The sequence below is a fragment of the Microcoleus sp. D3_18a_C4 genome, assembly GCF_036702415.1.
Lineage (GTDB): Bacteria > Cyanobacteriota > Cyanobacteriia > Cyanobacteriales > Microcoleaceae > Microcoleus.
Genome location: NZ_JAUBTI010000126.1, coordinates 1 through 14,422 on the forward strand (window position 1 = coordinate 1; position 14,422 = coordinate 14,422).

General features: G+C 46.1%; 18 protein-coding genes, 1 tRNA gene and 1 pseudogene. 6 read left to right on the forward strand and 14 right to left on the reverse strand.

Features of this window, described 5'->3' with window-relative positions; translation table 11 throughout:
• Positions 1-263 precede the first annotated feature (263 nt).
• The 10 genes from moeB to QUB16_RS29790 all read right to left on the reverse strand — a co-directional run bounded on the left by moeB (position 264) and on the right by QUB16_RS29790 (position 7,906).
• Complete coding sequence (gene moeB, locus QUB16_RS29745) at positions 264-1,430, reverse strand: molybdopterin-synthase adenylyltransferase MoeB (RefSeq protein WP_333321727.1); 1,167 nt, start codon at positions 1,428-1,430, stop codon at positions 264-266.
• A 79-nt stretch (positions 1,431-1,509) separates the two neighbouring features.
• The gene (locus QUB16_RS29750) at positions 1,510-1,989 is read right to left on the reverse strand and encodes a M67 family metallopeptidase (RefSeq protein ID WP_333321728.1); all 480 of its coding nucleotides are present in this window, start codon (positions 1,987-1,989) and stop codon (positions 1,510-1,512) included.
• A 103-nt stretch (positions 1,990-2,092) separates the two neighbouring features.
• Positions 2,093-2,701 carry a Uma2 family endonuclease gene (locus QUB16_RS29755; protein WP_333321730.1) on the reverse strand — a complete coding sequence of 203 codons (609 nt, stop codon included), beginning with the start codon at positions 2,699-2,701 and terminating at the stop codon, positions 2,093-2,095.
• 181 nt (positions 2,702-2,882) lie between these two features.
• On the reverse strand, positions 2,883-3,110 hold the full coding sequence (locus tag QUB16_RS29760) for a ferredoxin family protein (RefSeq protein WP_333054336.1): 228 nt from the start codon (positions 3,108-3,110) through the stop codon (positions 2,883-2,885).
• Positions 3,111-3,261: 151 nt separating this feature from the next.
• The gene (locus tag QUB16_RS29765) at positions 3,262-4,497 is read right to left on the reverse strand and encodes an ATP phosphoribosyltransferase regulatory subunit (protein ID WP_333321731.1); all 1,236 of its coding nucleotides are present in this window, start codon (positions 4,495-4,497) and stop codon (positions 3,262-3,264) included.
• 227 nt (positions 4,498-4,724) lie between these two features.
• The gene (locus QUB16_RS29770) at positions 4,725-4,919 is read right to left on the reverse strand and encodes a hypothetical protein (protein ID WP_333321732.1); all 195 of its coding nucleotides are present in this window, start codon (positions 4,917-4,919) and stop codon (positions 4,725-4,727) included.
• 35 nt (positions 4,920-4,954) lie between these two features.
• Complete coding sequence (locus QUB16_RS29775; protein WP_333321734.1) at positions 4,955-5,890, reverse strand: tetratricopeptide repeat protein; 936 nt, start codon at positions 5,888-5,890, stop codon at positions 4,955-4,957.
• Between the two features lie 102 nt (positions 5,891-5,992).
• Positions 5,993-6,808 (reverse strand): inositol monophosphatase family protein, encoded by an 816-nt coding sequence (locus QUB16_RS29780; RefSeq protein WP_333321736.1) that lies wholly within the window; start codon positions 6,806-6,808, stop codon positions 5,993-5,995.
• Between the two features lie 179 nt (positions 6,809-6,987).
• Positions 6,988-7,503: a thermonuclease family protein gene (locus QUB16_RS29785; protein WP_333321738.1), complete on the reverse strand. Its 516-nt coding sequence runs from the start codon at positions 7,501-7,503 to the stop codon at positions 6,988-6,990.
• Positions 7,504-7,537: 34 nt separating this feature from the next.
• Positions 7,538-7,906, reverse strand: a complete 369-nt coding sequence (locus QUB16_RS29790; protein ID WP_006635700.1) for a 2Fe-2S iron-sulfur cluster-binding protein — start codon at positions 7,904-7,906, stop codon at positions 7,538-7,540.
• Between the two features lie 214 nt (positions 7,907-8,120).
• Here QUB16_RS29790 and QUB16_RS29795 point away from each other — a divergent pair.
• Positions 8,121-8,205 (forward strand) — tRNA-Ser (locus tag QUB16_RS29795).
• Positions 8,206-8,597: 392 nt separating this feature from the next.
• On the opposite strand, the gene QUB16_RS29800 is transcribed toward QUB16_RS29795, so the two are convergent.
• On the reverse strand, positions 8,598-8,819 hold the full coding sequence (locus tag QUB16_RS29800; protein ID WP_333321740.1) for a hypothetical protein: 222 nt from the start codon (positions 8,817-8,819) through the stop codon (positions 8,598-8,600).
• 134 nt (positions 8,820-8,953) lie between these two features.
• Positions 8,954-9,103, reverse strand: a pseudogene (locus QUB16_RS29805) (transposase); the annotation flags it as partial.
• A 31-nt stretch (positions 9,104-9,134) separates the two neighbouring features.
• Between QUB16_RS29805 and QUB16_RS29810 the strand changes: the two are divergent.
• The gene (locus QUB16_RS29810) at positions 9,135-10,397 is read left to right on the forward strand and encodes a transposase (protein ID WP_333321742.1); all 1,263 of its coding nucleotides are present in this window, start codon (positions 9,135-9,137) and stop codon (positions 10,395-10,397) included.
• Here QUB16_RS29810 and QUB16_RS29815 read toward each other — a convergent pair.
• Entirely contained in the window at positions 10,387-10,656 is a 270-nt protein-coding gene (locus QUB16_RS29815) for a hypothetical protein (RefSeq protein WP_333321744.1), read from the reverse strand. The genes QUB16_RS29810 and QUB16_RS29815 overlap by 11 nt on opposite strands.
• 68 nt (positions 10,657-10,724) lie before the next feature.
• Positions 10,725-11,531: a pentapeptide repeat-containing protein gene (locus QUB16_RS29820; protein WP_333321746.1), complete on the reverse strand. Its 807-nt coding sequence runs from the start codon at positions 11,529-11,531 to the stop codon at positions 10,725-10,727.
• Between the two features lie 71 nt (positions 11,532-11,602).
• On the opposite strand from QUB16_RS29820, the gene QUB16_RS29825 reads away from it, so the two are divergent.
• The 4 genes from QUB16_RS29825 to QUB16_RS29840 form a co-directional block, all read left to right on the forward strand.
• Positions 11,603-12,505, forward strand: a complete 903-nt coding sequence (locus QUB16_RS29825; protein ID WP_333321752.1) for a phosphodiester glycosidase family protein — start codon at positions 11,603-11,605, stop codon at positions 12,503-12,505.
• 295 nt (positions 12,506-12,800) lie between these two features.
• A complete protein-coding gene (locus QUB16_RS29830) occupies positions 12,801-13,457 on the forward strand; it encodes a HEAT repeat domain-containing protein (RefSeq protein WP_333321753.1) in 657 nt (218 codons plus the stop codon).
• Between the two features lie 21 nt (positions 13,458-13,478).
• Positions 13,479-13,628 (forward strand): hypothetical protein, encoded by a 150-nt coding sequence (locus QUB16_RS29835; protein ID WP_333286785.1) that lies wholly within the window; start codon positions 13,479-13,481, stop codon positions 13,626-13,628.
• Positions 13,629-13,688: 60 nt separating this feature from the next.
• A partial coding sequence (locus QUB16_RS29840; protein WP_333321754.1) for a ribbon-helix-helix protein, CopG family occupies positions 13,689-14,422 on the forward strand: 734 nt, incomplete at its 3' end.

Genomic DNA, 14,422 nt, shown 5'->3' on the forward strand with positions numbered 1-14,422 from the left:
TATTCAGTTATACTAACCAGTTGGTTAGGCTAACCTTCCCTGAGTATTGCTACCCATTTGGGTTAAACGAATCGCACTCCCCCACAATAAATGTACAATATCCCAAACATGGATAGTGCATCGCAAGGGCGATCGCATTTTATCAAGTAGCTAGTGAAGTTTACAAAGATAGAATCAAAGGAGAACGGGGTGAGAATACAGTTGCCCCCGCCATAATCCCGGTTCCGGGCGGGCAAATCGCCCGCCCCAGAAAAAGATTAGCCTTAATATTGAGGTACAGACGGGTCTACTTCTTCACTCCAAGCAGTAATTCCGCCCTTAACATTAATCCCCTCAATTCCAGCTTCCTTCAAAATCCCCAAAGCCTTCGCAGAACGCCCGCCCATTTTGCAGTGTGCAATCAAGCGGTGGCCGTTCAACAATTCCTTGACCTTCGCGACACCTGCGCCGTGTTCGATATCCGGCAAAGGAACCAAAACCGACCCAGGAATTTGACAAATTTGATACTCATTGGGATTGCGAACATCCAACAATACAAAATCCTTCGCACCGCTGTCGATTAACTCCTTAAGTTCTGTGACAGTCATTTCAGGAACTTGGATTTTGGCTTCCTCTGCTGTTGGTGGAATCAATCCGCAGAATTCTTCGTAATCGATTAACTTTTCAATTACCGGACGCACTGGATTTGGCCGCAATTTCAATTGCCGGAACGTCATATCTAAGGCATTGTAAAGCAACAGTCTGCCGCTCAAAGTAGTGCCTTGACCCAAGATAATCTTGATAGCTTCCGTTGCTTGGATAGAACCGACAACTCCGCACAAAACGCCTAAAACGCCGCCTTCTGCACAAGAAGGAACCATCCCAGGAGGCGGGGGTTCCGGGTACAAATCGCGATAATTCGGGCCGCCTTCGTAGTTGAAAACTGTTGCTTGCCCTTCAAATCGGAAGATAGAACCGTAGACGTTGGGCTTGTTTAGAAGGACGCAAACGTCGTTCATCAAATAGCGAGTCGGGAAGTTGTCCGTGCCGTCGATAATGATATCGTAAGGAGTGGCAATGTCGATCGCATTTTCCGAACTAACGCGAGTTTCGTACAAATCAACTTGGCAAAAAGGATTAATTTCTAAAATCCGATTTTTAGCCGACTCAATCTTCGGTTTCCCAACCCAAGAAGTGCCGTGAATTACTTGCCGCTGCAAATTAGAATGGTCTACAACATCAAAGTCTACAATCCCAATGCGGCCAACACCGGCGGCTGCTAAATACAGCAGCAGCGGCGAACCGAGGCCTCCCGTACCGATGCAGAGCACGCTGGCAGCTTTGAGACGCTTCTGCCCATCCAATCCCACTTCTGGCAGGATCAGGTGGCGAGAGTAGCGTTCGTATTCTTGTTTGTTGAGCTGGATCTCCTCCAGATTAGGATTTAGCATGATATTGTGTGTAGCGCAGATTTTGAATTACATCCTATCTGAATCTTTCGCATTTTTACGTGTTTGTTATTTTTACTAATTATTTCTTAATCTCAGTCGGTTCCTGTGCGAGAATTTCCTCTGCTTGAAAGTTCCCCTCTCCGTCAAGACTCCAACTGCGGATGTCTTCCCAACAGCCTTGTCGGACGGACACAATGATATAAGAGTATTGGGCCCAGGCCAATGTCCGATCGCACTCTGAGGGCACTGCGGGACAATCCGTGTGAGAATGATATATACCGATAATATCCAGACTGCGATCGCGCCCATGTTTCATCGCCCGCAACATATCTTCGGGCTTAATAGCATATCTGCGTCGTTCTGTCAATCCTTTTTCTTCCGGCCAATTCTCCTGGGCCTGTGCACTCCAAGCATTCTCAGTCGGCCAAACTTCCACTAAAGTTTTAACATCGCCAGTAACTCGACCCAGCAACAAACCGCAGCATTCTTCAGGATAAGCGCTTTCGGCGTGGGTACGCATGGATAAAATATGAGAGTCGGAAAGTGCGATCGGCTGCATAGGATTTTATTGTAGTTTTTTTTGTCAAGTGCGATGGGCTTTTTTTTAAATTGTGGAACAGGCCGGAAAGCCTGTTCAATACTGGCTTTTCTGGAGATGTCTATTAATTTGAGGTTCCTGTAGCTGTTTGCAAAACAGTTCTATAAGCAATAACAGCTTCAGTTTGGTTAACATATCCTACATATTGACTCAATACAGAAAAGTCTAACTCAGGCAAAAATTCACTGCTGGAAATTAACTCATAACCAGACGCGCGCAAGTGGTAAATAGAAAATTGATCGTTAGCCCAAAACCAGACTTCAGGAACTTGCAAACCGCGATACACTTCTAGTTTGTCAACTCCACCGCTACTTAGAGCAATTTCGATCGCAATATCAGGGATTTCTGCAAGTGCACCCAAGCAGTAACACTCATCTGGTTCCGCACCCCGTCTCACAGCTTCGCGACGAAATGTAGCACTACCGTAACCGTTGAGATTAATTAGCCTTTCAACTGCATAATTTTCTATCAACCGGGCAATAATTTTTTTAAGCCTTTCATGTTCGGGCGAAGTCGTCATAATAATTTCTAACGTTCCTTCCAAGTAAGTCATCCTGGGGAATCCATCGACAAACATATCGGAAAGTTGCTCGTATTGTTCCCAAGTCACATCATATAGAATGATGCGCTGTTCAGTCGCTGGAGCGAGAGTTTTTGGATCTAAAAGTAGCATAACTAATTACCTGCACTTAAGATATCTCAACGTTAGATTTTTTCGTTCTTTCTCAACTTCTTCTCTGTGTCCTCTGTGGTCTCTGCGGTTCGTAAAAAAAGTTCCTATATAAATTTAACGAACCGCGAAGACGCTTATGACACAAAGGAAGAGAAAAGAAGGGGAAAAAGAGTTAATTCAATCAAGTCGGAGTTTGCTGCAACTCAGGCCGCTCATCTGGAACGATCGCACCTTCGACAGGACACACCTGCAAACAAATACCGCAGTCAATACAGGTATCAAAATCAATCCAAAACCAATCAGTACCCTTGACATTTTTGCCGGGGCCGGGGTGAATGCAAGCAACCGGACAAGCGCCGACGCAATCCGCAATTCCCTCGCAAATATTCGTAACAATAGTGTGTGCCATAGTGTTCTCTCAAAAGATTTTAGTTAGATAGGGAATTAGCAATTAGCAATTGGCAAAACCTTCTCTCAATCAGCAGGATACATAATATCATATCGGGTGATTTTTAACCAATTACCAACTACTAATTACCAATTACCAATTACCAATTAGCCTAATTTACCGTTTCAATTGTTGGCAATCCTTCGGCATTTACCCAAGCAATTTGAGCAATTCGTCGATCGCGCGCATATTCCCGCGCCGACTCTGCTGTCTCCCGACTCTCCAAATCTATTTCCACCCGAACTAGGTGAGTAGAGTCTCGGAGTTTGCGAGCGTAAGCAAACGCGGCGGCACTAGCTTCAGGAGTTTGAGCCACAACCAACCAGTCGCTAGCTGGCGTCTCCGTGGGCAACTGCCCCTCTGTCAGCAAAACTTGGTGCAAATCTTCAATATTCAGACAAAACCCGATGCCGGGGGAATTTTGCCCTTGGGGATCGAACAGTCCCAACAGTTGGTCGTAGCGTCCCCCTTGTCCTAAAACTCGCTGTCCTGTCTTGCTGCTGCTGACAACTTCAAACACAATTCCAGTGTAGTAGTCAAATGTTTGAATTAAACTCAAATCGAGGTGAATGTGGGATTTTAGATTTGGAATTTTTGACTGGCATTGGTGCAGCAATTCGATCGCCGATTTGAGATTATTTAACGCGGCTTGCTGCGGCAAATCTAAATCCAGCTTGGCAACAATTGGCAACACCTCTTCTGGGCGGCCGCGCAAGTCAAATAATAGCAGAGCTCTTTCTCGCAATTCGGTTGACAGCGGCAAAGTTTCCAAGGCAATTCGATCGAGATTGGCGATCGCCCCCCGAACTTTTTGGCGGACGTTTGGCGGAAACGGTTCTAGCAATGTTGCAGTCAAGCCCGCTTCTCCCAAAACCAAATGCCACTCATCAATTTCCAAGCTTTGCAAGCACTCTGACAGCAGCAGCAGCACTTCCGCATCCGCAACCGCCCCCCCCGCGCCAAGCAGCTCTACCCCAGCTTGATAGAACTCCTGTTGCCCGCCTGAGCCAGTATCGGGGCCTTTGCGGAACACGTTGGCGTTGTAGTAGAGGCGCTGAGGTTGCCAGCGAGTCCCGGCCATCCGCATTGCAGCCGCGCGCGCGATGGATGCTGTCAATTCCGGCCGCAAACCAAGTTCTCCATCCTCGGCGTCTTGCAGTTGAATTAAGGTCGATCGGTCGATCGCGCCCCCAGCCATCAAAGTTTCCAGCCTTTCTAGAGTTGAAGTAATAATCCGGTGATAGCCCCAGCGGTGAAAAACCTGCTGTAAGCGCCGTTCGATCGAAATTTTTTGAGCAACGTCAAGGGGCAATAAATCTCTTGCACCCGATGGGGGTTGGTGAACCATATCAATTTTAGATTTTAGACTTTAGATTTTAGATGGGGCTTAGAAGCTTAGCTTTATGGACGGTGTTAAAGTCTAACCAGGCCAGCTTAACATTCGACTTTAACAAATTAAGGTGTCATCTCTATTTTCGATTTTCGATTTTCGATTTTCGATTGGGCTTAGAAGCTTAGCTTTAGGGAACGGTGTTAAAGTCGAAGAAGGCCAGCTTAACCTTCGATTTTAACAAATTAAGGTCTAATATCGTTTTTGTTGGCATCGGAATTATCATTTTCCCCGTCAGTGCGATCGTCCCGTTCTTTCTGGAGCATCCGCGATCGCGGGACGATCGCACTGACGGTATAATTCTGACTGCGATCCGATGTGATATCACCAACTCTGGATTCTTTTGAGCCAGAGCACTCCACTGCTGAGCAGTTTACCAATTTCTCAATATTCCCGACTCACAACTCACAACTTCTCACTTCTTCTTCCCGCCAAACAAACTTGCAAAAAATCCTGGTTTATCGTCACCTTTTTTGGCCTTTGCGGAAGCTTGTTCCAGCTTTTTCTTAACCTCCAAAGCCGTCGGTTCTTCAGGATTTGATGCCAAAGCTTTGTTCATCTCAATTTTTGCCATTGTGGCTTGATTTTGTTCAAGGTAACACATTGCTAACATAGCGTGAGCCTTGCTGTGTTTTGGATCTCGCTTCATGGCTTCCCTCAACTCCAAACTTGCTTTAGCGTAATTTTTGCTGTCCATAAATCCTTGAGCTCGGCGGCAATAGGCTTCGGTCTGTGAGTTTGGGGGTTCGACTTTAGGCGGAGGAGGCGGCGTGGGATTTACTGTGGCTGAGGTTGCTGCTACTGTTTTTTCTGTGCTAGTTGGGGGTGTGACTTTTGGGGGCGGACTCACTGTAACCGCACCACCACCACCCATGCGCTCTTTTCGCAGCAGGTAAACCATGTTGAGTTCGCTAATTTGATCGATCGCCTCTTGCGTTTCCTTAACTGATTCGTACTGCTTGAGAGCGAGTTTGCTAACTGCTGTTTTGTAAGCTTCTTCCCAATTTTGAGCGGTAGCTAACTGTTTGGCTGCTGCGCTTTCAATTTGCATTTTCGCCTGTTCTTTAACGACGCGCTTGGCGATGGCTGCTAAGAGTAGGGTGTATTCTTTGCGATCGCTTTCCTTAGAGAATTTATTGTAAGCCGGATTGACTACTTTTGACAAAAATTGGTTAGCCCAATCTTTATCAGCTTGGCTTTCAAAAGAGCAAGTATCCGAATGCAATCGGCGGGCGATTTTCATGTAGCGCTTGCGGATGTCGTTAAACTCGGCGTCTAAGGGAATTCCCAAAATTGCGTGCTGATCTGTAAAGTCGTACTTGAACAGCCCTTTTGTCATTTCAAAAGACATAACTTTTACTCTTCCTTTCCTGGCTTTTCACTATTCTTTAATGTAGCTTGACTCAAGGGGTTGTGACCCCCGTACTACCCCCGATCTCTGGCTGGGGGGACGTTACTTCCAAGAAGATAAGGGAGGAACTGCTAGCAGTGCGCTGCTGAGTTCGGCGTGTATTTTGCCGTTTGTGGCCAAAACCCGACCTGAGTTCATCTCAAAGGCACTGCCGTCATAAGCTGTAATTTGACCTCCGGCTTCGGAGACGATGACTACACCGGCGGCTACGTCCCAAGGGGCGAGTCCCCGTTCCCAGTATCCGTCCGATCGCCCCATCGCGAGGTGTGCGAGGTCTAGGGATGCCGAACCGCTGCGCCGCACGCCTTGGGTGAGGTGGGTGAGGTGACAGAATTCGGCATAATTATTGTCTGCTGTTTCCCGCCGATCGTATGCAAAGCCAGTGACTAGCAAGCTGGTTCTCAATTCTGAGATTTGGGAAACTTCGATCGGCGATCGGTTGCAGGTTGCTCCCAATCCTTTGCCTGCCCGAAATAATTCATTATGAAAAGGGTCGTAAATTACTCCAATTTGTGGTATGCCGTCGATTAAAAGTCCGATCGACACGGCCCAAAAAGGATATTGGTGAGCATAATTGGTTGTGCCGTCCAAAGGGTCGATCGCCCACAGGTATTTGCTGCTAGCATCCCCTAATTTGCCGGATTCTTCGGCGAGGATGGCGTGGTCGGGTACGTGGCGGCCGAGAATTTCTAAGATGACGGCTTCTGAGGCTTTGTCGGCTTCTGTTACTAAATCGCCCGATCGGCCTTTTTCTTGAATTTTTTCTAATTTTCCGCAGAAAGATTTCAGGACCGAACCGGCGGCTAGGGCTGCTTCGGTGGCTATTTCTAAGAAGTTTTGCAGTTGATTGTCTGTCATTTGTTAGTTGTTATAGCAGAAGGAGGAAGGAAGAAGGAAGAAGGAAGAGGAAGTACGAACCGCGAAGACGCGAAGGACACGAAGGAAGAGGGAAGAATGAAATCATTGCTCATTAGTTGTTAGTTATAACTGAGGAGTTTTTAGTCATTGACTACTGACTAATGACTAATGACTAATGACTAATGCCGATTTTGCTGGCGGAATTCTGCGGGAGTTTGGCGCAAGGCTCGTTCTGGATTCCACAGGCCTTTACCCATCAGTCTCGCCCATTCTTGAGCGTTGACGAGTCGCTGCTGATATTTGGTGTTGGGCGATCGCACTGAGGCCAGGGCATAACCTTCTTTGATTAGCTGTTCGTTGAGCAAAATTTTATCTTGCCACAAGTAGGCTAGTTTGCGATCGAACTGGTCTTTCTGTTCGATGTCTGATTCTAACAATACCTGTTTTCCCCCAGTTAGCTGTTCTAGTCTTTGTTTGGCTGCTTCTCCCCAAGGCTGCTGTTTTAAATCCGGCGCATCAATACCAATCAGCCTGATTTGTTCTAATAAGGCTATTTTGTTGGCTGTACTGATAACTTCGATTGTTTGGCCGCTGATGGCCCTTTCTACTTTGGCGATCGTACCTTGGGGAATTTCTGGTTTTTGGCAGCTAGCTAGCAACAGACAAAGGGCGATCGCACATAATCGATAAAGCATGGATAATTGGTAGTTGATTATTTATCAAATTGCCTTATTCTTCATCCAACGGCAAACCGGCTCGAACTTTACCTTTGCCGAAGTAGCGGCCGAACTGCAGTTCGTACACTTCGTCTTCGTCTTGCGTCTCTACCTCGATGTTGGAACGGGGATAGCTGACGCACAGCAGGGCATAACCTTCTTTTTGCAGTTCCACAGACAGCCCCATTGCTTCTGGCTGGTGCAGTTCGCCCGACTTGACGCGCACCGCACAGGCGGTACAAGCGCCGTTGCGGCAGGAAAATGGCAATTCTACTCCTTGGTTTTCCGCGCTTTGCAGGATGTAGCGGTCTTCGGGTACTCGCACGGTGTGGCGATCGCCTGTCTGTCTGTTATGAATTTTAATTGTGTAAGAGTCAGTCATGGAATTTTAGATTTTAGATTTTAGATTTTAGATTGGGGTTTGGCGAGCAAACTCCTTTAGATGAAGGGGTTTGCGACCCCAGGAGGAGAATCCAAGCCGCGTCGTTTGACACCCTACCCACATTAAACAGTAAATTTATGCCGTTACCCCTTCCCAAATCAGATTTGTTCTGCTAATATAGTTTAGCTGTGGCTAAATGAATTAATTTAGCCCTGGAGAGGTGGCCGAGCGGTTGAAGGCGCACGCCTGGAAAGTGTGTTTAGGGCAACTTAACGAGGGTTCGAATCCCTCCCTCTCCGTTAATCAAGCTGTTCAGGCAAAAAAAACAGCTTGCAAAAAAAAATCTCATATCTGAGATAAATACTTTGATTAGAGCGATCGCCCTTGAATTCTTGTAGAAAACTCAAGGGCGATCGCTTTTCAATGTTTGAGTGTAAATTAGGGCGATCGCGCCGAGAATAAACGCCCCGATATAATGCCAATACTAGAAAACCATAGTGACGCTCGTACACCAATCGCCAGCGATATGGTCTAGGAGCGTCACCTAATTGTTTTTTCCAAATTTATCTTTGAACTGATCATACCTTAATTCAGCAACGCCTAATAATCGGTAACATTCAGGGACTGCCGGCATAGGGCCAGATGCCTCAGGCATGGGCATCTGGCATCGGGCATCGGTAATACTTAGTGGTTACTGGTTAGTAGTTTTTCTAATCACAAATAACCAATGCCCTATTCCCAATGCCCAATTTCCAAATAAAATAAACAAGCTACGTGAGATTTTAAAATAATCGCCTAGTGCTTTAGCTTGTGCCTTGCTAATCGCTCTTTTCCCATTCACCACCTCAGACACTACACCGCTCGATCCAATGATACCTACCAAGTCCGCTTGACAGGTGCCGCTGGATTCCATCTAAACTGCGGGGTACTCCCACCAGACCGCTAGACGCGGTTGGTGGCGAGGGGGATAGCAGGTCGGTGAGGAATCCCACGCCCCAACAACTTTGACAGCTCAAAGAGTGAGTGGGGTGGGTGACGAACCGACAATTACTCTGCGATATCACTCTGGTTTTCGACATATTTTCTAACTTGTTCAACGGTAACGCCGCCACAACTGGCAACGAAATAGGCACCCGTCCAGAACGCTGGTTTACTGTAAATTAGGTTAACAATATCAGCAAATTCCTTGCGAAATAGCTCATAGCACTAAGCATGATATAATAATCCTATGCTACTCACTTATCAGTACCGATTGCAACCAAACCAAGAACAGGCGGCGACTTTGAGCCACTGGGGTGAATTGTTGCGTCGGCATTGGAACTATGCTCTTGGACAAAGATTAGATTACCTTCGTCGCACCCGCTCTTCAATCGATAGATGCAGTCTGATAAGTGAGCCAATTGGTGAGATTCCTGCACGAGTTGATTACTATTCACAAGCTGCCAATTTAAAGGGAACAAAATCATTATTTCCTGAATATAAAGACATTTATGCTGACTGCCAACAGCAAAATTTAATGCGGTTAGATAAGGCTTGGAAGCGATGGTTAGTCCCCGATAAAAGCGGTAAGAGAGGCGGTAAACCCAGGTTTAAGAAACAGGGTGATCTTTGTTCGATTACATTTCCCAGAGTCAATTCTGCCAAAGCCGGAGCGAACTTAAATAGTAGCACTTTAAAGTTATCTAAAATTGGTGAGATTCCAGTAATATTGCACCGTCCGATACCCGACGGTTTCGATATTAAACAAGCAACAATCGTTAGCAAAGCTGATGGTTGGTATATAAGTTTCGCACTTGAAGATAACACAGTACCGACTTCCTTACCTGTTGATAAAATTAAATCGGCGGTGGGAATTGATGTTGGATTAGAAAAGTTTCTAACTACTAGTGACGCTGAAGCAATTGCCGTTCCTCTGTTCTACCGCAAGGCTCAAGCTGTTCTAGCACGGAGACAACGCAAGTTAGCCAGACAGTCCAAGGGGTCTAACAACTATCAAAAACAAGCGAATAAAGTTGCTAGGTTGCATCTGCATATTGCCCGTCAACGCAAAGATTTTCATTATTCTGTAGCTCATTATTTATGTACAACTTACGATCTGATTGGATTCGAGAAATTGAATATCAAGGGTCTAGCTAGAACCAGATTAGCTAAATCAATACTCGATGTTGCATGGCGGACGTTCTTGAATATATTGCAAGCAGTAGCGGTAAGACGCGGTAAGCATACCCAAGAAGTTGATGCTAAAGGCACAAGTATTGAGTGTTTTAATTGTGAAGAAAGAGTTGTTAAAGACCTGTCTATTCGTATTCATAATTGCCCCAATTGTTCGGTTTGTTTGGACAGAGATTTAAACGCTTCACTGAACATACTTAAACGGACGGTAGGACAACCGTTTGCTGCTTGTGGAGGCTTAGTCAGTAGACAGCCTGTGAGACAAGAACTCTCATTTGTGAATTTGAGAAGCCCCCGTCAGACCGCTTTTAGCGGTTGACGGTGGGAGTTGTCACGATGTGTTGCAAAATCTCATGAGGCTCCGATTTGTCGATCGGATAATTTTCCGTCTCATAAACTTCAATCAGCGTGACTAACAACTTGTATAAAGCTCTCTCCTCTGGAGTGAGGTTTTTAGCGAACGTTAGCCGTTCTGCTACTGCCAGGAGGCGCTCGTATTCCTCTTCGGTTTCGATCGCCCTAGGAGCGATTTGTGCAAGCAATTTGCTATAAGTGGCTCCATCAAAAGTAAGGATCATTTTTTTATTTGTCTTTGTCGTATTCAGCCTGGGTTAGGAAATAAATGTCAATTAGGGAATTTTAGATTTTAAATTTTAGATTTTAGATAGAGGTAATTTATATCGAACTTAGCATCAGCGAGATTTGCCCCTCTGAACGAAGTACCCTCAGCATTTCCAATCTCTCGAACAAGCGCCGAGAAAGACACAAACGCAAACCAAAGATACAGCAGCGACAGCAAACCGAAACACATACCCCAAAACAGTTTGTGAGTGCTCAGAAAAGCGCTCGCCGTTGCACTGAACAAAAAAGCCGCTGCGTAAGTCGCCACACTTCCAGCCGATGCGATCGCCACCTGTGCAAATTGGCTACGAATCCGGGAATTCACCAAAAACATTAACACCCCACCGATCGACATTCCAGCAAGAGCAGCCTGGGAATTATTATTAGTTGCAGTGCCAGCATAGAAAAATCCCAACAAAGCTCCTGATAGAATAGCAGAAATTGTTCGTGCCAATCTACCCGCTGAGGTTTGTGGCTGTTTGCTGGCGATCGCCGAAGCGAAACCAGCAGCGCTCAAAACCCCGTACAGCAACAGAACAAAAGGCCAACTGCCAGAGCCCGGTACTTGTCCTTGAGTTCCCAAAATCAGTCGAGTCAGAACATCGCCCACAACCAAACAAATCGCGATCGCCCCAGCACTCAAAACAGCTATCTGTCGCCGAGAAAGCCCGATTTTGGCACCTAGAAAATTCGCACCCGCTAACTGAGCATTTCTAAAATTGCAGCCTCGAACATCCGCACCGCTGAAATCAGCACCGTTAAGAACTTGTCCTTGGAACGATCGATTTCGTAAAATTTGATTGCTAAAATTATTGGAATCCGAATACTTCATATTAGTATAGGATGCTGGAAAATATATAAATCTGTCAGTGTTTCCGTCCCCAATCTCCAATCTAAAATGGTATGACTTATCGGCCCACGATCAAACAAATTTGGCATATTCTCGGTGTGGGAATATTGCTCGCACCAATACTACTCTACAATATTCCCTACTTTTTGCGTCCCCAACAAACAAACGAAGCCCGATCGCTCTTTCAGGGAATAGCCTACCGCAGGGAATTTCGGACTAATCCGCGTCCCACCCTAATTCACATTGTTAGCATCGACCTAAAAGCGCCGGGAATAGGAATTTTTGTCACTCCCGGAAACCCAACACCCGATTTAACAGAAACCAATGCCCGCACGGCTACTGAATTCCTGAAAGAATTTAAATTGCAATTAGCAGTCAACGGCAATTTTTTTTATCCCTGCATCGAGGAAGCACCTTGGGATTACTATCCCCGCAGTGGCGATCGAGTAAATAATGTCGGACACGCCATTGCCAAAAGTCAAGCTTATTCTCAACCAAATCCAGACTTTCCCGCCCTTTGTTTTGATGCCAAAAACCGCGCTCAAATAATCGAAAACGGCACTTGCCCTGCGGGAACAGCCTATGCAGTTGCCGGAGATACTTTGCTGGTAAAAAATGGCAAACCCGTAGCACAAAGCCAGAAAGAACGCACACAGGATAAACCCTATCCCCGTGCCGTCGTGGCGATCGACAAAACAGGCGACAAGTTGTGGTTAATTCTGGTAGACGGCAAGCAGAGGCTTTACAGTGAAGGGCTGAAATTGAGCGAAATAACTGATATTTCGATGCAGTTGGGAGTTGAGACAGTGCTAAATTTAGATGGTGGCGGGTCGGTAACTTTTGCAGTAGCATCGCCGTCAGGAGCGAAACTGTTGAATGCTCCGATTCAGAATAAAATTCCCATGCAGGAACGTCCAATTTCCAATCATTTGGGATTTTATGCGCGGGAAAACTAGGGTTTTAAATGGCGCTTAAATCTCCGAAATTTGGGATCAAAAAATGATTCTATTCTGCACTGCACCAAGCCGCTGCTTCTAACAAATCGGCTGTTAAAATCCATTAAAAAAAATAAATGATGCCTCCGCATACTCAAATAAATATGGTACTACTTGCCTTCATTACTAATACAAAAGTTCGCTTAAATACCCACAAAATTTTTTGTTCAGCAGTGAATTTTTTTTAAATCTGCCCAAAATCCGGGAATAATTGCTAAAATTGTCAAGAAACGTAACAAAAATTTATAATTGGCTTATGAAAATTAACGAAATCCATGCAGCGCTGCAAAGTTCGGATTCTCAAGAGAGGCTGCGGGGGGTAACGGCTCTGAGAAAGTGCGATTCTGCGGTGGCGCTACCGATGTTGCTGAGCAAAGTGGACGATCGCGAGTTTATGGTGCGATCGTTCGTGGCGATGGGATTGCGGCAGATTCAAACTGCGGAAGCTTTTGCGGCGCTGTTAAAAATGATGCAGTTCGATCGCGATCCGAACGTGCGCGCCGAAGCCGCTAACTCTTTGTCAAGGTTCGGAACCGAGGCAATTTCTCATTTAGTCGAAGCTTTTCGCCGCGATGACAATTGGCTCGTCCGCCGCAGCATTATGGCTCCGCTGTACGAAATGCAGTGTCCTGATGCAGTATTTGAAATTTGTGCGATCGGTCTTGGCGGCGAAGATTTACCTGTTCAGGAAGCAGCAATTGACGGATTTGGTCTGCTGGCAAATACCCGGAAGCAAGAACAGGCATTGCAGCAATTATTACCTCTAGTAAGTTCGGATAACTGGGGAATTCGGCTGCGAGTTGCTCGCGCGCTGAGCAAATTTGACAATCCTCAAGCTCGCGCTGCTGTGAGCTATTTGGCAAAAGATCGAGATCATCGGGTTGCAGGTGCGACTTTGGAAGCTTCGCTTTAAAACAACGGCTTACAAGCTCGACTGCGCTATCTGCGGTATCGTGCCGAAAAAACCCCGGCCCAGGGAATGTTCACGCGGTTCTGCCGGGAGGAATGGATCGAAGAATACATTCACGGCTTTTTGTTCAATTGGGAACGCAAGCTGGCACAATTGGTAAGTAACAAGAATTAATTTTAATACAAGCTTCAGCCACTATACTAATAAGTGTAGGTTGGCATGAGGAAAATGCCAATGGTCAAAAAAAATCGCAATGTAGTTAGTTCCAATTCAGACAGCAAAGTCAAAATCGGACTTTCGCTGACTTCTTCTAGTGCCGATCGATTGAACACGATCGCTCGAAAGCTCGGAATATCAAGGTCGGAGCTCCTAGAACGCTTGGCACAAGGCGCTCTGGATATTTCAAGCGACAAGACGGAAGTTAGTGTCACTTGGAAAAAAGGTGAAGAAACGCAGGTAGAAGCCGCCCACTTGCAAGGGGAAACAGCCGAAGAAAGCGAATTTAATGACGCTGTAACGGCAGAAACTCTATCGGACTCGGTGAGTGTAAAGCCAAATCCGCTGCAAGAAAGTTACGAAACTTTACAGAAGCAGTTGGCTGAACGCGAAAGTTCGATCGCTTCTTTGCAGCAGCAACTCGCTACCGAAAAGCAAAATCTCGAAAGCCAATTAGCCGAAACAGTAGCGAAGTCAAGTTACGAAACTTTACAGAAGCAGTTGGCTGAACGCGAAAGTTCGATCGCTTCTTTGCAGCAGCAACTCGCTACTGAAAAGCAAAATCTCGAAAGCCAATTAGCCGAAACTGTAGCGAAGTCAAGTTACGAAAGTTTACAGCAGCAGTTGAGTGAACGCGAAAGTTCGATCGCATCTTTGCACCAGCAACTCGCTACCGAAAAGCAAAATCTCGAAAGCCAATTAGCCGAAACTGTAGCGAAGTCAAGTTACGAAAGTTTACAGCAGCAGTTGAG